The sequence below is a fragment of the uncultured Lacinutrix sp. genome, from assembly GCF_947500605.1.
Classification (GTDB): domain Bacteria; phylum Bacteroidota; class Bacteroidia; order Flavobacteriales; family Flavobacteriaceae; genus Lacinutrix.
The window spans coordinates 221176-245798 of sequence record NZ_CANMSJ010000002.1 but is presented as its reverse complement, the minus strand read 5'-3'; the positions used below and the strand labels follow the sequence as shown (position 1 = coordinate 245798).

Annotated in this window: 23 protein-coding genes; 12 read left to right on the top strand and 11 right to left on the bottom strand. The window is 31.0% G+C overall.

Translation table 11 applies throughout. The features are described 5' to 3' along the window. From Q0935_RS04295 to Q0935_RS04285, 3 genes are read left to right on the top strand one after another with little or no spacing between them, the layout of a single operon-like run. On the top strand, positions 1-1419 hold the full coding sequence (locus tag Q0935_RS04295) for an efflux transporter outer membrane subunit (protein WP_299382672.1): 1419 nt from the start codon (positions 1-3) through the stop codon (positions 1417-1419). A gap of 11 nt (positions 1420-1430) precedes the next feature. Next, positions 1431-2024: a TetR/AcrR family transcriptional regulator gene (locus Q0935_RS04290; RefSeq protein ID WP_299382670.1), complete on the top strand. Its 594-nt coding sequence runs from the start codon at positions 1431-1433 to the stop codon at positions 2022-2024. Between the two features lie 17 nt (positions 2025-2041). Continuing rightward, on the top strand, positions 2042-2437 hold the full coding sequence (locus Q0935_RS04285) for a hypothetical protein (RefSeq protein ID WP_299382668.1): 396 nt from the start codon (positions 2042-2044) through the stop codon (positions 2435-2437). Between the two features lie 5 nt (positions 2438-2442). Here Q0935_RS04285 and Q0935_RS04280 read toward each other — a convergent pair whose 3' ends face one another. Beyond that, the gene (locus Q0935_RS04280) at positions 2443-3924 is read right to left on the bottom strand and encodes a serine hydrolase (protein WP_299382665.1); all 1482 of its coding nucleotides are present in this window, start codon (positions 3922-3924) and stop codon (positions 2443-2445) included. A gap of 199 nt (positions 3925-4123) precedes the next feature. Beyond that, entirely contained in the window at positions 4124-5125 is a 1002-nt protein-coding gene (locus Q0935_RS04275) for an NAD(P)H-dependent glycerol-3-phosphate dehydrogenase (protein WP_299249193.1), read from the bottom strand. 133 nt (positions 5126-5258) lie between these two features. Between Q0935_RS04275 and Q0935_RS04270 the strand changes: the two genes are divergently transcribed. Further along, complete coding sequence (locus tag Q0935_RS04270; RefSeq protein ID WP_299382663.1) at positions 5259-6215, top strand: nicotinic acid mononucleotide adenyltransferase; 957 nt, start codon at positions 5259-5261, stop codon at positions 6213-6215. 172 nt (positions 6216-6387) lie between these two features. Continuing rightward, positions 6388-6873 carry a peptidoglycan-binding protein LysM gene (gene lysM, locus Q0935_RS04265; protein WP_299382660.1) on the top strand — a complete coding sequence of 162 codons (486 nt, stop codon included), beginning with the start codon at positions 6388-6390 and terminating at the stop codon, positions 6871-6873. Positions 6874-7383: 510 nt separating this feature from the next. Here the strand turns inward: lysM and nadD are convergent. The 3 genes from nadD to Q0935_RS04250 all read right to left on the bottom strand — a co-directional run bounded on the left by nadD (position 7384) and on the right by Q0935_RS04250 (position 9609). Beyond that, positions 7384-7962, bottom strand: coding sequence for a nicotinate (nicotinamide) nucleotide adenylyltransferase (gene nadD, locus Q0935_RS04260; RefSeq protein ID WP_299382658.1), 579 nt, complete (start codon positions 7960-7962; stop codon positions 7384-7386). Between the two features lie 111 nt (positions 7963-8073). After that, entirely contained in the window at positions 8074-8673 is a 600-nt protein-coding gene (gmk, locus tag Q0935_RS04255) for a guanylate kinase (protein WP_299249204.1), read from the bottom strand. Positions 8674-8751: 78 nt separating this feature from the next. After that, the gene (locus tag Q0935_RS04250; protein WP_299249207.1) at positions 8752-9609 is read right to left on the bottom strand and encodes a YicC/YloC family endoribonuclease; all 858 of its coding nucleotides are present in this window, start codon (positions 9607-9609) and stop codon (positions 8752-8754) included. An 84-nt stretch (positions 9610-9693) separates the two neighbouring features. Here Q0935_RS04250 and Q0935_RS04245 point away from each other — a divergent pair, with 84 nt between their 5' ends. Continuing rightward, the gene (locus tag Q0935_RS04245) at positions 9694-10173 is read left to right on the top strand and encodes a thioesterase family protein (RefSeq protein ID WP_299249210.1); all 480 of its coding nucleotides are present in this window, start codon (positions 9694-9696) and stop codon (positions 10171-10173) included. Here the strand turns inward: Q0935_RS04245 and Q0935_RS04240 are convergent. Both Q0935_RS04240 and Q0935_RS04235 read right to left on the bottom strand, forming a co-directional pair. Then, complete coding sequence (locus Q0935_RS04240) at positions 10162-11061, bottom strand: DMT family transporter (protein ID WP_299249213.1); 900 nt, start codon at positions 11059-11061, stop codon at positions 10162-10164. The genes Q0935_RS04245 and Q0935_RS04240 overlap by 12 nt on opposite strands. A gap of 31 nt (positions 11062-11092) precedes the next feature. Beyond that, the gene (locus Q0935_RS04235; RefSeq protein WP_299249216.1) at positions 11093-11449 is read right to left on the bottom strand and encodes an arsenate reductase family protein; all 357 of its coding nucleotides are present in this window, start codon (positions 11447-11449) and stop codon (positions 11093-11095) included. A gap of 72 nt (positions 11450-11521) precedes the next feature. Between Q0935_RS04235 and Q0935_RS04230 the strand changes: the two genes are divergently transcribed. Then, on the top strand, positions 11522-11986 hold the full coding sequence (locus Q0935_RS04230; RefSeq protein ID WP_299249219.1) for a DinB family protein: 465 nt from the start codon (positions 11522-11524) through the stop codon (positions 11984-11986). On the opposite strand, the gene Q0935_RS04225 is transcribed toward Q0935_RS04230, so the two are convergent. Continuing rightward, entirely contained in the window at positions 11975-12718 is a 744-nt protein-coding gene (locus Q0935_RS04225) for a DUF4163 domain-containing protein (protein ID WP_299382655.1), read from the bottom strand. The genes Q0935_RS04230 and Q0935_RS04225 overlap by 12 nt on opposite strands. Positions 12719-12875: 157 nt before the next feature. Between Q0935_RS04225 and Q0935_RS04220 the strand changes: the two genes are divergently transcribed. Continuing rightward, positions 12876-14033: a cystathionine gamma-synthase gene (locus Q0935_RS04220; protein ID WP_299249224.1), complete on the top strand. Its 1158-nt coding sequence runs from the start codon at positions 12876-12878 to the stop codon at positions 14031-14033. A gap of 70 nt (positions 14034-14103) precedes the next feature. On the opposite strand, the gene Q0935_RS04215 is transcribed toward Q0935_RS04220, so the two are convergent. Then, positions 14104-14889 (bottom strand): glutamate dehydrogenase, encoded by a 786-nt coding sequence (locus Q0935_RS04215; protein WP_299249227.1) that lies wholly within the window; start codon positions 14887-14889, stop codon positions 14104-14106. Between the two features lie 211 nt (positions 14890-15100). On the opposite strand from Q0935_RS04215, the gene gdhA reads away from it, so the two are divergent. Beyond that, complete coding sequence (gene gdhA, locus Q0935_RS04210; protein ID WP_299249230.1) at positions 15101-16444, top strand: NADP-specific glutamate dehydrogenase; 1344 nt, start codon at positions 15101-15103, stop codon at positions 16442-16444. A gap of 36 nt (positions 16445-16480) precedes the next feature. Here gdhA and Q0935_RS04205 read toward each other — a convergent pair whose 3' ends face one another. Both Q0935_RS04205 and Q0935_RS04200 read right to left on the bottom strand, forming a co-directional pair. Beyond that, positions 16481-17581, bottom strand: a complete 1101-nt coding sequence (locus Q0935_RS04205) for a hypothetical protein (RefSeq protein ID WP_299382649.1) — start codon at positions 17579-17581, stop codon at positions 16481-16483. A gap of 2 nt (positions 17582-17583) precedes the next feature. Next, complete coding sequence (locus Q0935_RS04200) at positions 17584-18999, bottom strand: MBOAT family protein (protein WP_299382647.1); 1416 nt, start codon at positions 18997-18999, stop codon at positions 17584-17586. A gap of 88 nt (positions 19000-19087) precedes the next feature. On the opposite strand from Q0935_RS04200, the gene Q0935_RS04195 reads away from it, so the two are divergent. The 3 genes from Q0935_RS04195 to Q0935_RS04185 are packed head-to-tail and all read left to right on the top strand — an operon-like array spanning position 19088 to position 24580. Continuing rightward, positions 19088-21451 carry a two-component regulator propeller domain-containing protein gene (locus tag Q0935_RS04195; protein WP_299382644.1) on the top strand — a complete coding sequence of 788 codons (2364 nt, stop codon included), beginning with the start codon at positions 19088-19090 and terminating at the stop codon, positions 21449-21451. Beyond that, entirely contained in the window at positions 21451-22167 is a 717-nt protein-coding gene (recO, locus tag Q0935_RS04190) for a DNA repair protein RecO (protein ID WP_299382642.1), read from the top strand. The genes Q0935_RS04195 and recO overlap by 1 nt, the downstream gene beginning before the upstream one ends. Further along, positions 22151-24580 carry a TonB-dependent receptor gene (locus Q0935_RS04185; protein ID WP_299382639.1) on the top strand — a complete coding sequence of 810 codons (2430 nt, stop codon included), beginning with the start codon at positions 22151-22153 and terminating at the stop codon, positions 24578-24580. The genes recO and Q0935_RS04185 overlap by 17 nt, the downstream gene beginning before the upstream one ends. Positions 24581-24623: the final 43 nt, after the last annotated feature.

The window sequence follows — 24623 nt, the reverse complement described above, 5'->3', positions numbered from 1 at the left end:
ATGAAACCAATTATAAAACATAGAAATTTTAGTAAAGGAGCACTAATTTTGGTTGTTGCGTTAACATTACAAAGTTGTTTTGTTGCACAAGATTATGTAAGACCAGAGTTACCAATTGAAGATACACTTTATAGAACAGATAACCTGCCAACTGACAGCGTATCTATTGCAGATGTATCTTGGAAAAACTTATTTACAGACCAGTATCTTCAACAATATATAGAAGAAGGTCTGCAAAATAACATGGATGTTCGTATTGCAATACAGCAAATGGTAGCAGCAGAGGCTTATGCTAAACAAGGCAAAGCAGGTTACTTACCATCTGTAAGTGTTGGTACAAACTGGACACACCAAGAACTGTCTAAAAACACTCAATTTGGAGCGTTTTTAAGTGATACTTCTACAGATCAGTTTGATGTAACAGCAAACCTATCTTGGGAAGCAGATATTTGGGGAAAAATTCGTAGTAATAAAAGAGCAACTCAAGCAGCTTATTTACAAAGTGTCGCAGGACATCAAGCCGTAAAAACGCAACTAATCTCAAGTATTGCTAATACGTATTACAGTTTATTGGCTTTAGATGCGCAATTAGAAATAACAAAGCAAACCATTGCAACCAGAGAAAGTAGTGTAGAAACTATTAAAGCTTTAAAGGATGCTGGACAAGTAACACAGGTTGCTGTAGATCAAAATGTGGCACAATTTAATAGTGCAAAAGCATTAGAGGTAGATATTGAAACTGCTATTTTTAAAACTGAAAATACACTTAGTATTTTGTTAGGTAAATCTGCTCAACATTTTGAAAGAAGTAGTTTAGATATTCAGAAAATAGAGGAAGATCTTAAGCTAGGGGTAGCGGCAACATTACTTAGTAATAGGCCAGATGTTATGGCGGCAGAGTATAATTTAATTCAATCTTTTGAGTTAACTAACGTTGCTAAAAGTAACTTATATCCATCTTTAAAATTAACAGCTTCGGGAGGATTACAGAGTTTAGAGATAGACAAACTGTTTAGTGCAAACTCTTTATTCGCAAATATAGTTGGTGGCTTAACGCAGCCGTTATTTAATAAACGTGCTTTAAAAACACAAAAAGAGGTAGCTATTGCACAACAAGAACAGTCTTTACTTCAGTTTAAAAAGACGTTGTTAATTGCTGGAATCGAAGTGTCTAATGCTTTATTTTCTTATGAATCTGAAACTAAAAAATTCGAATTTAGAAAGAATGAAGTTGAAGCTTTACGTCAAGCTGAAAGCAACTCTGATATTTTACTTAAAAACGGATATGCTAACTACTTAGATTTATTAACAGCAAGACAAAGCGCATTAAGTGCAGAGCTTAATATAATTGATAGCAAATTACAACAATTGGTTTCTATTGTAGATTTATATGAAGCACTTGGTGGTGGATGGAGATAAAATAAACTAAGATGATAACCAAAGCCGAATTGTTAAAGTGCTCTATTGCAAAGTTTACGCAATGCGGAAGTAAGCATGTAACTTTAGACGATATAGCAGGTTCGCTTGGGATTTCTAAAAAAACAATTTATACGTTTTTTGATAATAAAGAAGATCTAGTTGCGGCTAGCGTTGAAAATTTATTAAACGAGTATAAAGAAGATATAAATGGGATTGTTAATAGCAATGGTAAAAATCCTATTTTGTGTGTTATATTAATTTACCAGAGAGGGTTTGAGTATTTAAAATACTTTAAACCCTCTTTTCTTTTTGGGTTAGAAAAATACTATCCTAAAGCAAGTACTGTTTTTAATAATTTTGTTGAAGAACTAAGTAATAATATTGTTTACAATTTACTTAAACAGGCTCAAGAAGCTGGCGATATTAAAGAAGCCGTTAATTTAGAATTGATAGTTAGTATTTATTTTTTACGAATTGATAAACTGATTTTTAAGAAGAATAATTTATTCGAAACATATCCAGAAGAAGAACTTTTTAATCATTTAGTGGTTTATAATTTAAAAGGAATAATTACAAGTAACTATTCTAATTCTTATTTTGAATAGTTTACTATTTTTGCAATATGAAAAAAGACATTGACATTCCAAAAGTTGAAGGCGTTTACGTTGCAATTGTAAACGAGTACAACGATATTTATAAAACTCAAGATTGGAACGCTTATATAATTAACGATAAAGATGTTGATTTAGAAATGGTGTTAATAGTAACTAGTGGTTATTCAGAAAAAAAAATGACTTCTATTTTTAGAAAGAAAGTAGATTTGCTTCCTAAAAAAAGTTACGCTAAAATAGAATTGATGCAAGAAGATTTATTTGCACTTAATAATCAATTTAAGGTCACTTTCTTTCAGGATAATAAGATGTTCGACAAAACATATACCTTTAGAAAAAACACTGTTAATCTTCAAGCTTTACAAGAGCTTCCTTTAATGGAAGCACGTGGTGTTTTAGTAAAGTAGATTATTTATTTAGCGGTAATTTCTTCTATTTTTTGAATAAATATTTTTGCGTTTTCATTTTCCGGATTAAATTCTAAAGATTTTTTATAATTAAATAAGGCTTTATCGTAATCTTTAGTTGTAAAATAGAATTCACCCAAGCTATCATAAGAATTAAAATGATTTGGAAACAACTCTAATTGTAGATTGAATATTTTTAGAGCCTCTTCGGTTTTTTTATTATTAAGAAGTTGGTATGCTATGGCATTTAGATTATCATTATTTGTATAATAATTAGGGGTATCTTTAATCTGTTGCCTTAAGTTTTTAATGCCATTATCGGTATCATGCAATAATGTATTTTCTAGAAAGGCAGCACTGTTTAATTTAGGGTATTTAATGAGTTCGTTTTCTGTACCGTAAAATAAATTTTGCCAATTATTTAAGGCTGCATCAGAATTGCTATTCATAATTAAAATTAATCCGTAATCACTATCAGGACATAACAAAAGTCCGCTTTGTACACCACTTGATGTTCCTGTTTTAGAGTAGTAAAAACCTTCTTCTTCACCAACACCTAAGCCTTCCCATAGGTAACCAACAAGATTGTCGTCATTGTCTTCAAAAAGCTGTTTAACAGATTCTTTTACTATAGGATTATCGCTTTCTAGTTGAAATTTCATAAATGTAATTAAATCAGGAAGTGTTGTAATCATTCCAGCAGCTCCGCCAAGTAAAGGGTTTTTATCTAATGGTGCTAATTTGCCATTTTTATAACTGTTTGCTACTCGGCTGTCATCAAAATTAGAACCTAATAAATAGGTGTTCTTCATGTTTAATTCATCTAGAAAATTTTGTAGTAAAAGATGATAAGGTTTTTGGTAAACTTGTTCTAAAATATAAGCCACTAATTCTGGTCCAACAGAGTTGTACGCATAAACAGTTCCTGGTTTTTTATTTATAGTTACGGTTTTAAGTTCTTCTAGTAAATGTTTAATGGTGTAGGTAAATGGCTTGTTTTCAAAATAACCGTTGTTTACACTATCTGTTACTTCTTGAAGTCTTTTTGGTGTTTTGTTTTTTAAGCCTATGGTGTGTGTAAGCAGATTTTTAATGGTTATTGGTGTGCCTTCAAATTCTAAATTAGCGTAGTCTCCTTTTACGTATTTTCTAATATCGTCGTTAAGAGTAATCTTGTTTTCTAAAACTGCTTTAGCAGCTAAGGATCCTGCAAATACTTTGGTTATAGATGCTATTTCGTATAAAGTATTATCGTCTGGAGTGTTGTTGGCTCCTTTATCAATTTCACCATAATAATTTTTATAGACTTTTCCGTCTTTATAAATAGCAAACGCTAAGGAGTTAATATTGTTTTTCTCTAAGGTTTGGTTGGCATAAATATCGACAAGCTTGGTGATTTCTTTAAAGGTGTCTACTTGCTTTTCTGTGTTAGATTTACAGCTAAAAGTGGTTACTATAAGGAATAATAGGATTGCTTTAAGTTTCATGATAATTACGTTTCTTATGTAAGCGTTAAGTAATGGCTTTTAATAAGGATAACGATATAACATGTTTGTTACAGTTTCGCTCGCGTTAGGGATTGAAACGGCATCCTTTTTTTGAGGCACGATAAAAAAGATATAGTGTAAAGCCCGACCTTTAGGTAACGCCAAAAACAAAGAAATCCCTTTTTTCAAAGGGATTTAATTAGTCTAATTTATCGGTTAGTTTTTTAAATACTTTTTTAGCATCCTTACCTTCGTATAACACATCGTAAACAGCATCTACTATTGGTAAACGTGTTTTCTTTTTATTTTTCTTGTTTAGTAAATGTGCACTTTTTGTGGCGTAATAACCTTCGGCTACCATGCTCATTTCCATTTGTGCAGATTTTACGGTGTAACCTTTACCAATCATGTTGCCAAACATGCGGTTTCTGGAAAATGTAGAGTATCCGGTAACTAATAAATCGCCTAAATAAGCAGAGTTATTGATGTTACGTTTCATTTTGTGCATTTTTTTGATGAAACGCTTCATTTCGCGAATAGCATTACTCATTAAAACACTTTGGAAATTGTCTCCATAGCCTAAGCCGTGTGCAATACCTGCTGCAATAGCGTAAATGTTTTTAAGCATTACGGCGTACTCTGTACCAATAACGTCGTCGCTAATTTTTGTTTTTATGTAATCGCTCGATAACATATCTGCAATTGATTGCGCTTTGTCTTGATCGGCACATGATATTGTTAGGTACGATAAACGCTCTAAAGCAACCTCTTCGGCATGACATGGTCCTGCGATAACGCCAATATTCTCGAAAGGGATATTGTAATTATCATGAAAATGTTCGCCTAATAATTTTCCGGTTTCTGGTATAATACCTTTTACTGCAGAGACAACTGTTTTGTTGGTAATGTCTACGGTAAGCTTTTGTAATTCGGAATGGATAAAGGCAGATGGTACTACAAAAATAAGTACATCGGCATACTCAGCCATTTCGTTAATATCGTTACTTAGTTTTAGTTGTTCTAAGTGAAACTCTACAGAGCTTAAATATGCAGGATTGTGTTGTTCTTTTAGTAAGTGTTCTTTAGTATAAACGCTACGCATATACCAGCCTACTTCGTCTAAGTTTTCGCAAAGCATTTTTACAATTGCAGTTGCCCAACTTCCAGATCCAAAAACAGCGTATTTTAATTGTTGACTCATAAATAAACAGTACGATTATAAAACAAAATTACGCAATTATAAGTTGTTAGTAAAACACTGAGAACTATAGAAATAAATATTTTGGCACAGCTTTTGAAATTAGTTTAGTATCAATCCATAAAACGAAATGATTATGAAGACATTAAAACTACTTTCGGTATTTGCCTTAATGGCAACTTTATTAACCTCTTGCTACACAGAAGTTCTTGTAGAAGACGATTATGTAAATAATACAGCTCCAGCCATATCGGTAAATCAATTACTTAATTCTTACGATTTGTGGTATGTGGATATTAATGAAACTATAGGTTATGGAGAATCTCCATTTTTGCAAATTGCATTTACAGTCTCTTTTAGAAATGGAACTTTATATGCAAACAATAATCTAGTTGGTATTGGTAGCCAAGGAAACGGTTATGGTATTCCAATTGGTAATTACAATGCTTATAATATGATTTTAGATGTTGACCATGATATAGATGGTTATGATAGTTTTGATGTGTATCAAGTAGATAATAACACTATAGAATTATACAACCCTTTTAATGATACATCGTATTTTTTAAATGGATACCAACGCTCTAACTTTGATTATGATTATGTTTTTTACGATAATATTCAATATTTTATGCAAGAATACGAAGCTTGGGAAAAAACGTATACAAGCCAATATGGTGCATTAAATGAGTTTGATAATGAAAACTTCTTGCAGTTTTTATCTGGTGGTAATGATGATACTTTTAGAAGCTCTCAAGACCAGTATGGTGCTAACCCTAACAATTTGTATTGGGATTTTACAGGTAATTATTACGTAGGTAACATAAGTGGTAATATGTACTTAAAGTCTTTAGTTCTAGATTACGATTATTTTAGTAATGAAACTTTTGAGCTTAGTGTTATTAATGATCAAAGAATTGAATTATATCACACAGGATCTGGAACTGTTTACGAGTTTACTGGCAGAGGTTATATAGAATATTTAAAAGAAGGAACGACGTTAAATAAGTCTAAAACTTCAGCACAAAAGAAACGTAAGCAGCATAGTGTAAAAAAAGAAAACATTAGAGAGAATACACGAAAGCAAGTGTAATAACTAGAGAAGTAAGAAGATAAACTGCTTAAAAAGCACACATTAAGCAGTTTTTTTAACTTTATATCGAGTTTTATAATTATATTAATATGCGTAAGTTGTGATTGATTTAGATTTTGTCCAACTTTACAATAGTAGAATTAACCAATAACAATTAAAAACAAAACAAATTATGGGATTATTTTCATTTATTAAAAACGCAGGAGCTAAAGTATTTGGTATAGGAAAAACTGATGCTGAAGAAGCTGCTGAAGCTGTAGCTGCAGAATTAAAAGTAGAAGAGGCTGCTGCAAGAAAATTAGAAGAAACAATTAGAGATTTAGATTTAAAGGTAGAAGGACTAAGTGTCCATATTGATGATGATGCTGCAACTATATCTGGATTAGCTTATGATCAAGCTACTCGTGAAAAAGCGATATTAGTAGTTGGTAATAGTAATGGTATTGCTACTGTAGATGATAAAATGACTGTAGAGCACGTAGAGCCAGAAGCACAGTTTCATACAGTTGTGAGCGGAGATACTTTAGGTAAGATTGCTAAGAAATTTTATGGTAATGCCATGAAATATCCTGTAATTTTTGAAGCTAATAAGCCAATGTTAGAGCACCCAGATAAAATTTATCCAGGACAAGTGTTACGTATCCCAACTTTAGACTAGAAATATATAAGACAAACAATCCTGAAAACGGATTGACAGATTTTATAAAATTAAATTAAACCAGAGAAGTTGTCTTCTTTGGTTTTTTTGTTTTAGCATATTATTGATTAGATATATTAAATAAAAAAGCCAACTCGAGAGAGTTGGCTTTTTACGCTATTAATCAAAATAACAAATAATACCTAAAAATTATTTGTTATGGCTATACTTTAAATAGATTAGAAATGCCTAATTATTAAAGTGTTTTATTTTTGTTATTAAACATCTAAAAAAGGGATAAAACAGTAGATGTTATGTCTAATTCTATTTCAAAATTAGAATAAAGAAAGAGTGCTCACAAAATTATTTTTTGTGTTTTTGTGCATTTCATCGAAAAAACAGCTTTTTAGTCTATTTGTGTTACGGTAAAAACCGTAATTTTTTATGCTTGTAGGAATTTATATCGATTTTTAAAGGGAATTTACCTTTTAAAAAAACGATTATAGTATAATTATAAGCTGAAGTGGGTAATTATTTGTAAAAATTCATCAAGTCTAAATATTCCCAAACGTTTTTTGGTAGTAATGGTTTAATGTTTTTACCTTCTTTAATTGCATTTCTAATTAAGGTTGAAGAAATCTCCATGATAGGAGCATCCACTTTATTAATTTTTTCATGCCCAGTAAACTGATTATCTACAGCGCCTTTAGAAATTCTTGGATACACATAGATGTTATGGTTTTCTAAGATAATTTCGTAGTTTTTCCATTTATGGAAACTCTTTAAATTATCTTCTCCCATAATTAAAGAAAACTCATGGTTTGGATGTTTTTCTTGTAAATAGGTAAGCGTATTTATAGTGTAATTTGGCTGTGGTAAATTAAATTCAATATTACTTTCCTTTAATTTATCATAATCTTTAGTAGCAAGATGTACCATTTCCAAACGCTGAAAATTATCTAATAAAGAACTTTTCTTTTTAAAAGGATTATGTGGTGTAACAACAAACCAAATTTGGTCTAAATCGCTATTCTCTACTAATTGATTTGCAATAATTAAGTGTCCAATATGGATTGGATTAAAAGAGCCAAAATAGAGACCTATATTCATTTCAATTTAATGTTATTTGTCAGTTCGAGAGAAATTAATTTTTTACCGAGGTTTTTTTAATTACTTCTCGATACAATTTTCTCGTTCCTTAAAAATTACTCTAAGTGATATTTAGTTTTTGTTTTCAGTTATTAAAAAATGCCCAACAATATTTTCGGCATCTTGTAATGCTTTTTCTAAATGGTCGTTTTCAATAATAACATCAAAAAGAGGAGCAGTAGCAAGTTCTGCACTAGCTTTGGCTACACGCATGTTTATTTTGTCGTCGCTTTCCGTTTTTCTTTTTTTAAGCCTAATTTTTAACTCGTCTATACTTGGCGGTTTTACAAAAACAGCTAAAGTTTGATCTGGAAACTTTCGTTTAATACGTAAGCCACCAGAAACATCAATATCGAAAATAACATTTTTACCTAAAGCCCACAGGCGTTCAACCTCTGTTTTTAAAGTACCATAAAAATTATCTCTGTAGACTTCTTCCCATTCTAGAAAATCGTCGTCTTTAATATGTTGTTTAAAATCGTTTGCAGATAAGAAGTAGTAGTCTTCTGCGTGCACTTCTGTACCTCGTTTTTCGCGAGAGGTAGCAGAAATAGAAAATGCTAAATTTAATGCTTCTTGCTTTAGTAAATGTCTAACAATGGTTGTTTTTCCAGAGCCAGAAGGCGCAGAAAATACAATTAGTTTGCCTTGTTTAGTTGTGTCTTTATTCACTTCGGTATTCTTAAAATATTAAAAAAAGGTCTTGACTAAGCGCGACCAAACGATAAAATTAAAGGTCAATTATATTGACTATAAAACGTTTAATAATTGTTCTTTAATTTTCTCTAATTCGTCTTTCATTTGTACAACTAACTGCTGCATTGGAGCATAATTGCTTTTAGAGCCAATGGTATTGATTTCTCTTCCCATTTCTTGACCAATAAAAGCTAATTTTTTTCCGTTAGAATCATTAGAATTAAGCGTTTCAATAAAATAGCTTAAATGGTTTTTTAAACGTACTTTCTCTTCTGTAATATCGAATTTTTCTATGTAGTAAACCAATTCTTGTTCAAAACGGTTTTCGTCGTATTTTTCTCTAAGGTCTTCAACACCTTTCTTTAAACGCTCACGAACACCTTCAACACGTTCTGGGTCTATAGCGATTACTTGGTCTAATAAATTTTCTATAGTTGCTACGCGGTTTTTAAAATCGCTTTCTAGAACTTCACCTTCATTTAAACGGTACTCTTTAATAGAAGCAATTGCTACTTTAATTTCAGTTTCAATTTTTGCCCATTCGGTATTGTCTATCTCTTCGCGCTCTGTGTTTAAAGCATCTGGAAAACGAACAGCCATTTTAAGAAGTTCAATCTCATTACCATCAACTACATTTTTAAGTTGCTGGATGTATTGTTTTACAACTGGAGTGTTAATTTTAGTAGAGGTGTCTTCAGCAGTAGCTTCAACATAAATAGAGAAATCTATTTTTCCACGATCTAACTCTTTAGCCATTAACTTACGTAAGTAAAGCTCTTTTTCTCTATAAATAGAGGGCATTCTAGCATTCAAATCTAGATTTTTGCTATTAAGCGATTTTAGCTCAATTGTAATTTTTTTTGTTGGTAATTGTAATACAGATTTACCATAACCTGTCATTGAATGTATCATAAAATAATTTATAAAGATGTGCAAAGGTAATGAAAACAGAATCCTTAGAAAATAGTATTTTTGTATTTCAAAATCTATAAAAATATGTACAAAAAACAGTTCGAAATACGTTGGAGTGATGTTGATGCTAATAGGCATTTAGCAAATTCTGCCTACACAAATTTTATGAGTCATACTAGAATGGCTTTTTTAATGGAGCATGGTTTTACCATGAAAGAACTTGCCATGCATAATATTGGACCAGTCGTTTTTTACGAGCATATGCATTATTTTAAAGAAGCATTTATGGGACAGCCTATTACGGTTTCTTTAGAGGTTTCTGGATTGAGCGAAGACGGTACGTTCTTTAAATTTGATCATAATTTTTATAATCATAAAGGTGAGAACATTGCATTTTGCGAAATGTTTGGTGCTTGGATAGATTTAAAAGCAAGAAAAATGACCAATTTGCCACAAGTTCTTATGGATTTAGCAGATGAGTTTCCAAAATCTAAAGATTATAAAGTTTTAACTAAAGAAGATACAAGAGTAAATGGAAGAGCGCCAAAAAACTTAGCGCTCTAGTTTTTCTTTTGGTTTTTTAGTTACTAAATATACGCCTCCAAATATTAATGCGGAGGCTATTAGTTTTACAGAGGTTACACTGTCACTTCCCATTGTAATTGCAAAAATACCGGCTATTACCGGCTGTATGTATATAAATGTACTTACGGTAGATGCTTTTAAGTGTTTTAGTGCTAAAGGATTTAATAAGTAAGTTCCAAATGTTGCACCAACAACTACAAATAGTACCGAGAATATAATATAAGGTGTAAAGGTTGAGAATTGTGTAGCAACTAATTCGCTGTATCCAAACGGAATTACCATAATTAATCCAAACAAAAACAACCAACGAATAAAGGTAAATGGATGGTATTTATAGGTTAGTTTTTTTATAATTATAATATAGATACTATAAGAAACAGCATTAATAAAAACGAGTAAATTACCAAGTAACACGTTATCACCTTCTAAGTTCGATTTTCCATATAGGCTTAATACTAAAGCTCCAGAGAAACCCAATATTACTCCCATAATTTTTAAAATAGTTAGGCGCTCTTTTAGGTAAAAAGTAGATAATACCAATACAATTATTGGCGTAGTTATCATTATTACCGAAGCGTGAATAGGTGTTGTAAACTCTAGCCCTTTAAAAAAGGTAAGCATGTTTATTGCAACACCAAAAATAGCAGCACAGAAGAAGGTTAGGTAATCTTTACGATCAATTTTTTCTTTAGGACCTAAAAAACTAAACAACCAAAATAAAATAGTTGCTCCAGTAATACGAACTAATATAAAACCAAAAGGTTTCATATAACCACCAGCTATAACATCTTTGGCAAACGTGAAGTTTAAACCATAAAGTAACTGAACTATAAATGCGGCAATTAATGCCCAATATCTAGTTTTCATGTGTTTTGTTTATTAATGGTCACATGTTAATTTAATTATTTAAAGCGTTTTTTACAGCCTCAACATTTTGCTTAGAGTTACCTATGTAAATCTTGTTATTTAAAATAAAAACAGGTCGGCTTAAAAAAGTATAATGTTCTAGAATTAGATTTTTGTAATCTGTTTCGGTTAAGTTTTTGTTTTTTAAATCGCGTTGCTTGTAAAGTGTTGCTCTTTTGCTAAAGAAGGCTTCGTAACTACCAGCAAGGTCTTTCATCTCTTCTATTTGAACCTCGGTAATAGCTTCGGTTTTTATATTTTGAAGCACTACGTTTTCTGGTAAATCAAGCTCTTTTAGTATGCGAATACAAGTGCTGCAAGATTTTAAATAATAAACTTTATTGGTCATCTCAAAAATTTTAGTAGTACAAATTAAAATCATTTAAAGTAGATTCTACTATATTTATAAAAAATTTGAACTATGGATTTTACTTTCGATGTATTTGCAAAAACAAGAGGTTTTTTTAAAGCCTATTTAGAAGAGTTGTCGCTAGCGCAACTTAATGCTATACCAAATGGATTTAATAATAATATTATCTGGAATATTGGACACAGTATAGTAACTGAGCAGATTTTAGTTTATAAACTTTCTGGGTTAAAACCTAATGTAAGCGAAGCACTAATTGAAAAATATAAAAAAGGAACTACACCAGACGGAAAAGCAACACAAGAAGAGGTTGATGAGTTAAAAGCTTTAGCGTTTTCTACAATAGAACATACAAAGGCAGATTTTAGTTCTAAAGTCTTTAGTACCTTTAATGAATACACATTGTCTACCACAGGAAATACACTAACAAATGTAAACCAAGCGATACAGTTTGCTCTTATTCACGAAGGTATGCATGCTGGTTATATTTTAGCAATGCTACGTGCTTTAAAAGTTTAAATAGTTGTTTGCAACAGTATAAGGAATTGTAAATTCTATTACATTATTAGAAGAAGAATTAAAGGTGTCGTAAAAAACAATTACACCATCTTCGCTAAAACCTAAATTTTCTGGCAGGTTAAAAGTGCCATTTTCAAAAGCTTCAATACGATCGTTGTTTGCAGAAAGCAACTCTTTGTCGTAATATTTTTTTGCTAATAATGTAAATGAAGGTACATCATTTATTAAATCTTTAGTTTTTAATTCTAGTCCTGTTTTTGCATCAAAATTGTAAAATTTAAAGATTAGATTACTATGCGCTCCACCAGTATTAATGCTAGAGTTCATGGCTATAGATATTAATGTTTCACTTTGGTAAATTATTTCACCGTCTACTAACACTTCCCAAGGTGGTAAATTAGTATATAGTGTTTTTCCTATTTGTGTTTTAAAATCGGTGTATGCTTTTTTAAAACCTACAATACTTTCTAGAGTAGTTGTTTTTGTTTCAGAAACAGCTTCAATATTTAATGCTGCAGTTACAAATTTTGTAAGGGTTGTGTTAATTTGTTTTGCAGCTTCAGTTTTACCATCGGCTTTTGGAATGTTTATTTCTATGGTTGTTTCTCCTTCGTCTATAATAGAAGTATCAGTAAAATTAAGTGCAACATCATCTTTACAAGAAAAACAAATGCTTGTAATAATGATTAAGCTAAAAATTTTTATTAATCTGAAGGAAGAATTGTTAAACATTGATAAAAGGTTTTAATGCAATTTATATACAACGAATTAAAGGCTATTTTTGTTGTAATCAAAAGAAAACTGAAAGTTGTTTTTAGATGAAGTAAAATCCGTTATTATCAATTAACCCTATTAATATTTTAATAATTAAGGTTAACACAATTTAAAAATGAAAAAGATCAAACACATGAAATTCAATACAAAAACCATTCACGGTAAACAGCATCCAGATAAAGCTTATGGAGCAGTAATGCCACCAATTTATCAAACCTCTACCTATGCACAAACAACACCTGGAGGACATAAAGGTTATGCGTATTCTAGATCTCATAATCCTACAAGGCATGCTTTGGAAAATGCTTTTGCAAGTATAGAGAATGGAGAGTTTGGTTTGGCTTTTGGTTCTGGTTTAGCAGCTATAGATGCTGTAATGAAATTATTAAAACCTGGAGATGAGGTTATTTCTACTAACGATTTGTATGGTGGTACTTACCGTTTGTTTACTTCAATTTTTGAAGGTTTTGGCATTAGGTTTCATTTTGTAGGCATGGAAAATGCTGTAAATATTGAAAATTATATAAATAGCAATACAAAACTAATTTGGGTAGAAACACCCACGAACCCAATGTTAAATATTATTGATATTAAAGTTGCTGCTTCAATTGCAAAAAAGCACAATGTCTTGTTGGCTGTCGATAATACTTTTGCAACGCCTTATTTACAGCAGCCTTTAGATTTGGGTGCAGATATTGTTATGCATTCTGCAACAAAATATATTGGCGGACATAGCGATTTGGTAATGGGTGCTTTAATAGTGAAGGATAAAAATTTAGCAGATAGATTATATTTTATACAAAATGCAAGTGGTGCTATTTGTGGTCCACAAGATTCTTTTTTAGCGCTACGCGGAATAAAAACACTACACGTTAGAATGCAGCGCCATTGTGAAAATGGAAGAGCCATAGCAGAATATTTAGCATCTCACCCAAAAGTTGAAAGCGTATACTGGCCAGGTTTTAAAAGCCACCCTAATTACGATATAGCAAAAGCCCAGATGAAAGATTTTGGAGGTATGTTATCGTTTAATACAAAAGGAAATAATTATGAAGAAGCTATAAAAGTGGTTAAGAGTTTAAAAATTTTCACATTAGCCGAATCATTAGGAGGAGTAGAGTCGTTAGCCGGACATCCTGCAAGTATGACGCATGCAAGTATTCCGAAAGAAGAGCGCGAGAAAATAGGTGTTGTAGATTCTTTAATTAGATTAAGTGTTGGTATTGAGGATGAAGAAGATTTAATAAATGACTTAAAGCAGGCGTTAGGATAATATTTAATTTAACGCATAAAAAAAAGCTCAAGTTTAAAACTTGAGCTTTTTTATAAAATTTTATTAGAGGTTAATCTAAATAATATATATATCCGAAGTTAAGCCATACTAGCCAATCGTTATTTTTGTTGTAAACTAAATCATGATCTAAACCATCAATTAAATCGTTAAAATAATATTGACCTCTAAGGTCTATCATTAAATCTGATGATGTACTTAGTTTGTAACGTGCTCCAATACTAGAAACTACAGACCATGTGCTACCACCGCTAACATCTATGGGTTCCGAGTCGCGATTTACAAACCATGGTGCGTAATAAGTACTTCCTGGGCCAGTATAAGTAGAACTAACTTTAGGGTTAAAAGATACATAGTGAGCACCAAAACTAACAAAAGGCGCTAGTTTGTAAGCGAAAGCCTGGAAAGAACGAATACTTAAAGGAAAGTATTCAATTTGCATTCCAATATCAAAATTGTTTGCTTCACCTTCATGACCTCTCAATCTTTGGGCATTCAAACTAGTTCTTGCTGGGTCTACAAATTCTCCAAAATGTTTAAGTTTTGTTTTATTGTAAGAAATTTCGGTCCTTAATTTAAAGTGGTCGTTAAAATAATTGTCTGTTGTATAACAATTACAACTTGCTTGATAGGCAAAATTTATGTAGTGTACTATTCCAATACCAAATCCTGTGTTTCCAGCATTTGTTTCAAATTCACTTCTTAATCCATAATCCGATTTAAAGGCTACGGGTCCAGTGATTACACCTATTTCATGAGAGAAACCTAGCTGCGCAAAAGAAACTTGAGCAGTAAGGATAATGATAATTAGCTTCGCTAAATGTTTTGAATTAAGCATGGTTATGTCCAAGATTTAGAGGCATTAAACGAACAAATATATGAAAAGCCGATAAACAAACAACAATTATAGATAAAATGCGGTAAAAAAAGATAAGAAGATATTTATAGGTTGCGAAAAAGAAAAAAAATAAGCATCTTTTTTAAAGATAATGTATCTTTGTCTTATAAATCAAGTATCTCTATTATTAAAAACATAATTAGCCAGTTAGATGGAAAATAAAATTCAAGCATTTTTAGATTTAGTAAAAGAAAAAAATGGTCAAGAGCCAGAATTTTTACAAGCTGTTCATGAGGTTGCAGAAACTGTAATCCCATTTATTGAAGAGAATCCTAAGTATCAAGGAAAAATGTTACTAGAGCGTATGGTAGAACCTGAGCGCACTATAATATTTAGAGTGCCTTGGATCGATGATAAAGGAGATGTGCAAGTAAACAGAGCTTTTAGAGTAGAGTTTAACTCTGCAATAGGACCATATAAAGGAGGTTTACGTTTTCACCCTTCTGTAAACTTAAGTATTCTTAAGTTTTTAGGTTTCGAACAAGTGTTTAAAAACTCTCTAACAACTTTACCTATGGGTGGAGGAAAAGGAGGAAGTGATTTCAACCCTAAAGGAAAAAGTGATAACGAAGTAATGCGTTTTTGCCAATCATTCATGTCTGAGTTATTTCGCCATATTGGAGCAAATACAGATGTTCCAGCTGGTGATATAGGTGTTGGAGGTCGTGAAATTGGTTACATGTTTGGACAATACAAACGATTAGCAAACGAATTTACAGGAATATTAACTGGGAAAGGAATAAGTTATGGAGGTTCTTTAATTAGACCAGAAGCAACAGGATACGGTTGTGTATATTTTGCAAAAAATATGCTTGCAACTAAAAACGATTCTTTTAAAGGTAAAACTGTAGTTATTTCTGGATCTGGAAATGTTGCTCAGTATGCATGTGAAAAAGCAACAGAATTAGGTGGTAAAGTTGTTACAATGTCTGATTCATCCGGATATATATATGATGAAAACGGAATAGATGCTGAAAAATTAGCATTTATTATGGAATTGAAAAACGAAAAACGTGGAAGAATAAGCGAGTATGTAGATACATATTCTTCAGCTAAATTCTTTGCAGGTGAAAGACCTTGGAGTGTTAATTGTGATGTGGCTATGCCATGTGCTACACAAAACGAACTAAATAAAGAAGAAGCGGAAGCTTTAGTTAAAAATAATGTTATTGCTGTTGCAGAAGGAGCTAATATGCCTACAACGCCAGAAGCTATTGAAGTTTTACAAAAAGCAAAAGTGTTATTTGCACCAGGAAAAGCATCTAATGCTGGTGGTGTTGCAACTTCTGGTTTAGAAATGAGCCAAAACTCTTTGAGATATAATTGGACAAGAGAAGAGGTAGATGCTAAGCTTAACCAAATTATGAATGATATTCATGAATCTTGTGTTAAATACGGAACAGCAAAAGACGGGAGTGTCGATTACGTAAAAGGTGCAAATATTGCAGGTTTTGTTAAGGTAGCAGATGCTATGTTAGCACAAGGTGTAGTGTAGTTATTGTTTTACAAAAGATAAATTAAAAACCTGAAGCTAATTAATTAGTTTCAGGTTTTTTAATAATATATCAAAATGGCGTTCGCCAACTTCTAGAATAAAAACATCTGTTTGTGCTTTAATAAGATCTCTTTTTTTAATTGCACCACTATTATATCTATAGTAAACAGTTTCATTAAAACTTTCATTAAAATAATCTAACCAATAATTAGAATAAGAGTCTCTATACATTAATAATTTTAGTTCTTTCTTACTATTAATAAAATGGATTGAGGCATCATTGGTTTCTATGTTCTCTACTAATGAAGACTCACTTTTTTCATATCGAGTCATTTTTTCTTTAGCATTAGTATTTAACATTCTTATAATATCTCCATGTATAGAATCTTCTCTTTTTTTAAGGCGATTTAAAGGTATTGCTTCTATTTGTCTATCTGTTTTCTTTAAATGCTTAATGACATCTAAATAGGCTAAATAAGCACCAGTATGATTCCAATGTGTATCAGTTTTGTGGTAGAGTATTGTTGAGTCTTTGGCTTTCGCTAATGTTTGCCTTAAGTCGACCATGTTTAGGCTGTCTTTTGGTTTTATAATTGATAAAAACTGAGAAAGCGGTGTTTTTCTATCTGTTAGTTTGTAAGGCAGTTTATCTCTGTAAATTGTACTCTTATCTGGAACCACAACACAGTAGAAATCTACACCTATACTTTTTAAGTAGGTTTTTAAATCTAAAATATTTTGTTTCATCTGGTGTAAATCGATATCAGAATATTTATTCATTCCAAAAGAATTATCTAAAACCTTATTATTAAAGTTGCCTAAAAAGAACCATTGTTCATCACCTTCTACAACCCTGTAAGGAATTGGGTCTTCATGTAGTGTGTTTTTTTTAAAATTGATGTAAGTATTTATAAATGTATTTTTAAGACCATAGTTGTCTAAATAATAAGATTTTATTTTGGAAATTGTTCTTGCAGGTGCTTTTATATTTATTTCAGGATAGAGAATATTTCTAGAGAATTTAGATTTTTTTTCTAAGCCAGAAAACATCAAAACATTTGGAATTAATGTAAGCACTAAAAAGCCAATAATTGTAAATATTACAATGTTCTTATTTTTGATATTTTTTTGTTTCATAATTAGAAATTGAAATAAATAAATGGGCTATAATTGCCTTTCGATATGTATATGAAACATAATATATAGATGCTAAATAATCCAATAACCTTGAAATAACTTAGCTTGTATTGATTATTAAAAGGTTTTAAATAAGCTCCTACTTTGTGATATACAGGAAAGAAAAATATAAACCCTATAAATAGGCAAGCAATAATTTCTTTAGACAGATAAAAACTTAAATAGTTAAAATTAGTAGGAGTAGAGAAAGTAAATAGATTCATTATATACTTAGATGCCTCTGTAATATTAGAGCATCGAAAGAAAGGAAAAGTAACAAAAATTACAAACATGGCATAGACATGTGTAAGTGATATATGTACTTTCTTTAACGCTTTTATTAAACCAAAACGTTCGAAAATTATAAACAGACCGTGTATTAATCCCCAAACTATGAAATTCCAATTAGCACCATGCCAGAATCCTGTTAAAAAGAATACAAACATTAGTATAAGCATTCGGTAGAATTTAGAACTGCTTTTTAAGCCTAAAGGAATATAAATATAATCTCTAAACCAGGTAGATAAAGTAATATGCCATCTTTTCCAGAACTCTTGAATAGATTGTGCTGTATAAGGGTACTTAAAGTTTTCTGGAAAGTTAAAACCAAACATTTTCCCTAAACCAATTGCCATATCTGAATATCCGGAAAAATCATAATAAATTTGAATTCCAAATGCAAAAACACCAATCCATCCTAGTAAAGAGGACATTTCTGAAACAGGTAAGCTAAAAATACCATCTACTAAAAAAGCAGTGTTGTTTGCAATTATTACTTTTTTTGCTAAACCTATAATAAAACGTTCTATACCTTCAGAAAACTGATTAATAGAAGTTTTTCTGTGATTTAATTCTTTTTCAATTTGTGAGTACCTTACAATTGGGCCGGCTATTAATTGTGGAAACAAAGTAACGTAGGTTACAAAATTTATAAAATTTTTGTTAGCCTTTACATTTCCTTTGTAAACGTCTATGGTATAAGACATTGTTTGGAAAGTATAAAAACTAATACCTATTGGCAAAATAATATTGGAAAAGTATTGAGCGTTTTTTGAGGTTACATCATATATCTCAAATAAAGATGTAAGATTAGTGTAAACAAAATTCGAGTATTTAAAATAGAAAAGAATAGATAAATTAAATATAATAGATAGTGTCAACCCTAATTTTCTCAGGCCTTTACTTATTATAATTCCGCACGAATAATCTATAATTGCAGAGATTAATATTAAAAGAACTAATTCTTGTTCTCCCCAAGTATAGAAAGAGAGACTAAAGAATAGTAATATAAAGTTTTTAAACTTTTTGGGAGATAAATAATAAACAAATAAGCATAGCGGTAGAAAAACAAATAAAAAAATTGGACTACTAAATAGCATCGAGCATCATAAAAATTAACAAGGCCCAAAATACAATAAAATATAGTATTTTTGGTTTTTATTATTACTACTCACAAAGTTTCTTTAAATGCGCCAAATTAAATTAATTATAACATTAATATTTCTAGTGCTTTCTCAATTGGTAATTGGGCAAGACTTTGTAGAGTCTTGGGTTGGACATTTTTCTTATTTAGATATTAAAGATGTATCTCAAGGAAGTTTTAAGGTTTTTGGTGCTGCAGAAAATGCTATTTTTATTTACGATAAGCAATCTAATGAAATACAAAAACTGTCTACTGTTAATGGCTTGTCTGGTGAGACAATTTCAAATATTCACTATGTAGAAGAAACAGGATTGTTACTTATTGGTTTCGAAAATGGATTAATCCAAATATATATAGAGTCTAGCCAAGAGGTTAAAACTGTTGTAGATATTTTAGAAAAACCAACTATTCCTTCGGTTAACAAGAGGATAAACCACTTTAATATTCATAATGGTTACGCATATATTTCTACTAATTACGGTATTTCTTTATACGATATAAATAATTTAGAATTTGGAGATACTTATTTTATTGGAGCAAATGGTTCTCAAATTATAGTAAATCAAACAACAATTTTTGAAGGTGATATTTATGCCGCGACAGAAATGGCTATTTTTAAAGCAGATGTAGACAACGCAAACTTAATAGATTATCAACAATGGTCTTCTTTTTCAAATGGAAATTGGGTAGGCATTCAATCTTCAAACAATAAACTTTTTGTCGCTAATAATAATACTGTATTGTATGAAATTGTTGCAGATAACCCAACGTTACTTGAAAATTATAGTGCATTAATTCAAGATATTAGGGATTCAGAAGGTAGATTAGTGGTTACTACATTAGATGAGGTTCATGTTTATAGTGTAGATCAATTTGTTGAAATAGCTTTATCGGTTCCTAATGATGAATTTAGCACCAAATTTTCTTCAGCCGTAGTTTCTTTAGAAGATGAAATATTTATCGGAACTAAAAATCAAGCAAGTCTTGGTAAATCCGGTTTCGGTATTCTTAAAACAGAAATTAGTAATATAGAATCTTTTCAAGAAATTCATCCTGAAAGCCCACTTTCTAATAAGTTTTTTCAAATTGGCTACCAATCTAATCAGCTTTGGGCTGTACATGGAGGACACTCCATAACTTATAATTTAAGTGGAGGTACGAGCAGAAGTGGTGTTAGTCATTTAGTTGAAAATGAATGGAAAAATATTTCTTACGATTCGCTTACGACTATCAGTACAAGACCATGGTATTTATCTTATTTATCTATTAATCCTTTTAATTCAGAAGAAGTTTATTTTAGTTCTTACTATTCAGGGCTTATAGAAAGAACATCAGAAGCATTGACATTGTATAATCAAAACAACAGTACAATAGTACCTTTTGCAGGGAGTTTCCATCTTGCATTAGCTAGTAATTACGATCCTTTTGGAGATTTATGGGTAATGAATGGTAGAACAAATTTTGCTTTAAATAAGTTTTCTAATGACGTTTGGAGTTCCTACAGTTTACTAGATGTTATCGATCCTGCAACAAGTAATTTGGGATTCTCTTCGATAGAATTCGATCCTGATAATAATGTATTTATAGGGAGTCATAACTATGGTTTAATAGGTTTTAAAGAAAACAATGGTAATCCAATAGTAAAAAATATTTTTAGAGAAGAAGCTAATGTACCATCTACAGGTATTACTTCTGTTGTTTTAGATAAGCAAAACCAACTTTGGTTTGGTACATATAAAGGTGTTAGAGTAATTTATAATACAGAGGAGTTTTTTGAAGATCCAGATTATGAGCCTTCAGAGATTATTATTTTAGACGATGGTACACCTAGAGAGCTGTTTTTTCAACAATATGTAACAGATATTGAAGTTGATGGCGCTAATAATAAATGGGTAGCTACATTAGATACAGGAGCTTATTATATGTCTAGTGATGGTCAAGAAACAATTTATCACTTTACAAAAGATAATTCTCCACTACCTACCAACGATGTTTTAGATATAGAGATTGACGATATTAATGGTTTAGTTTATCTGGCAACAGATCAAGGTATGGTAGCTTTTAATAGTGAAACTTCTGTTCCAGATAGTACTCTTGAAGAAGCTTATGTTTATCCAAATCCAGTTAGACCAAACTTTAATATTAACGACAAAAAAATTAAAATTAAGGGAATCACAGGTAACGTAAATATAAAAATTACAGATATTGAAGGCAATTTAGTAACCGAAGCAGAGACTAGAACCAATACAAAATTTCGTGGTTACAATCTTGAAATAGATGGAGGTACTGCACTTTGGAATGGAAAAAACATGTCTGGTAGAACGGTAGCAACTGGAGTATATTTAGTAATGCTTTCAGATTTAGATTCATTCGAAACAAAAGTGCTTAAACTAATGATTGTGAGATAATGCTGTTATCTACAAATGCAATTGTACTTTCAAAAATTAAGTATAGCGATAACGATTTAATAATTAAATGCTATACCCAAAAAGAAGGTATAGTAAGTTATTTATTAAGAGGTGTTTTAAAATCTAAAAAAGGTTCTAAAGTTGCGTATTATCAATTATTAACACAACTAAAATTAGAAACAGATTTTAAACCATCAAGAGGACTTCAATATATAAAGGAAGTAAAAGTTAATCATCTCTATTCCAGTTTACATACAAATGTTTTAAAAAGCGCAATCGTTATGTTTCTAGCCGAGGTGCTTTCGAGCTCACTTCAAGAAGAAGAACAAAACGATACTTTGTTTAATTATTTAGAAGCCACATTACAATGGCTAGATGAGCAAGAACATTTTTCTAATTTTCATTTATTATTCTTATTAAATCTTACAAAACATCTAGGTTTTTATCCCGACATTTCAAAAATTGAAGCACCATATTTTAATTTAGAAGCAGGCAAATTTGAAGATGAGCAACAGAATAAATATTCCATTTCAAACGAAAATTTAACACTCCTAAAACAGTTGTTAGGCACAACATTTGATGCTTTAGAAAAAGTAAAAATAAACGCCAAACAAAGACAATCTTTTTTAAACCTCATCTTAGTATATTTTGAATTACATTTGGGTAGTTTTAAAAAGCCAAAATCACTACAAATATTTAATGACGTATTTAGTTAAAAATAATAAGTATTTATTAGTTTCTTTTATTGCTTTCTGCATTAGTTCCTTAGCCTTAGCACAAGATATTACAGTTGTAAACAAGCAAACACAAGAACCAATTATAGGAGTTGCAATTTATAACAAAACAAAGTCCAAAAGTGTTGTTACAGATTTTGATGGAAAAGCTAATTTAGATGCCTTCAAGGCTTCAGAAGTTGTCTATTTTAAACATTTATCGTTTAAACTATTTTCTGTTAAAAAGATATTAATTGCTAACGCTAAAGTTTCACTAAATCCTACTGCTCAGGGATTAGAAGAAATTGTAATTTCAGCATCTAAATTTAAAGAAAGCAAAAGAGATATTCCTAAAAAAATATCTAGTGTTAGTGCTTCGGAAATTGCTTTCGCAAACCCGCAAACTAGTGCCGATCTTTTAAAATCTACAGGTCAGGTTTATATTCAAAAAAGTCAATTGGGTGGTGGTAGTCCAATGATTAGAGGTTTTTCTACCAATAGACTACTCATAACAGTAGATGGTGTTAGAATGAATAATGCTATTTTTAGAGGCGGAAACATACAAAACGTTATATCTATCGATCCATTTTCTATTCAATCTACTGAAGTTTCTTTAGGTGCCGGAAACGTAATATATGGTAGTGATGCTATTGGAGGTGTTATGAGTTTTTATACTAAGACACCAAAAGTATCTTTTACAGATTCTACATATATTAAAACGAATGCAGTATTAAGATACGCCTCTGCCAGCGAAGAAAAAACTGCACATTTAGATGTTAACTATGGTTTTAAAAAATGGGCATTTGTAACCAGTGGAAGTTATACAGACTTTGGAGATTTAAGAATGGGAAGTCATGGTCCAGAAGATTATTTAAGACCAGAATATGTTGTTACAAGTAATAATGAAGATGTTATTGTAGAAAATAGTAATCCTAACATTCAAAAATTTTCAGGTTATAGCCAGTTTAATATCATGCAAAAAGCAAGGTACGAAGCTCAAGAAAATTTAACTTTCGATCTGGGGCTTTTCTATACAGAGACTTCAAATACACCACGATATGATAGGTTAATTCGTTACAGGGATGAGAATTTACGTTCTGCAGAGTGGTATTATGGACCTCAAAAATGGTTCATGACAAATTTAAATGTAACAAAATTAAGCAGTAACTCTAATCTTTACGATAAAATTAAAGCAACAGTAGCTTATCAAAATTTTCAAGAAAGTAGGGTAGATAGAGATTTTCAATCAGATACTAGAAACGTAAAGGAAGAAGCTGTAGATGCCTTTTCATTTAATCTAGATTTAGAAAAACGTTTAACAGATAAAACTGCACTTTTCTATGGTTTAGAGTATATTCATAATACTGTTAATTCTGTCGCAGTCGAAGAAAATATCGTAAACAATACTACTCAGCCAACGGTTACGCGTTATCCAGATGGTTCAACATGGCAATCTGCAGCTGTGTATGCTAGTTTAAAGTATAAGCCAAATACTAAAGTTGTATTTCAAACAGGTTTGCGTTATAACAACGTAACCTCAAATGCAGATTTTACTAAAAACAATGTATTTCTTAACCTACCATTTACCGAAGCAAATAATAACTCAAGTGCTTTAACAAGTACCGCAGGTGTAAGTTGGTCTCCTAACAAGACTTTGCAATGGAAACTTAATTTTTCTTCAGCATTTAGAGCACCAAACATAGACGATATTGGTAAAGTATTCGATTCTGAGCCAGGTTCTGTTGTTGTACCAAATAATAATTTAAATCCGGAATATGCCTATGGTGGAGAATTAGGTTTAACCTTAAATTTCGGTAATGTTTTCATTTTAGATACTGCAACATATTATACCTATTTAGATAATGCTTTAGTACGCAGAGATGGAGACTTAAATGGTGAGACAGAGATTTTTTACAATGGAGAATTGAGTAATGTGCAGTCTATTCAAAATGCATCAAAATCTTGGATTTATGGTTTTGAAATTGGAGCCAAAGTTAATTTTAGCGACACATTTAAACTAACTTCTCAATACAATGTTATTGGAGGAACAGAAGAGACCGATGGAGTAGAAGTGCCTGTAAGGCATGTGTCTCCTAACTTTGGGAATACACATTTAGTATGGCAAAACAAGGCCTTAAAAGCAGATGCTTTTGTTAATTATAATAATACATTATCGTTTAATCAGTTAGCGCCTTCAGAGCAGGAAAAAGATTATTTATATGCTTTAGATGGTGACGGTAATCCATATTCACCTTCTTGGTACACTTTAAATTTTAGAACACAATACCAACTTAACAAATCTACAAGTGTAAGTGCAAGCCTTGAGAATATTACAGACCAACGTTACAGGCCATATTCTTCGGGAATTTCAGCCTCTGGTAGAAATTTAATAGTGGCATTAAAATATAGCATATAAAAAAAAGCTCCAATTAAGGAGCTTTTTTTTATATGCATTGTAT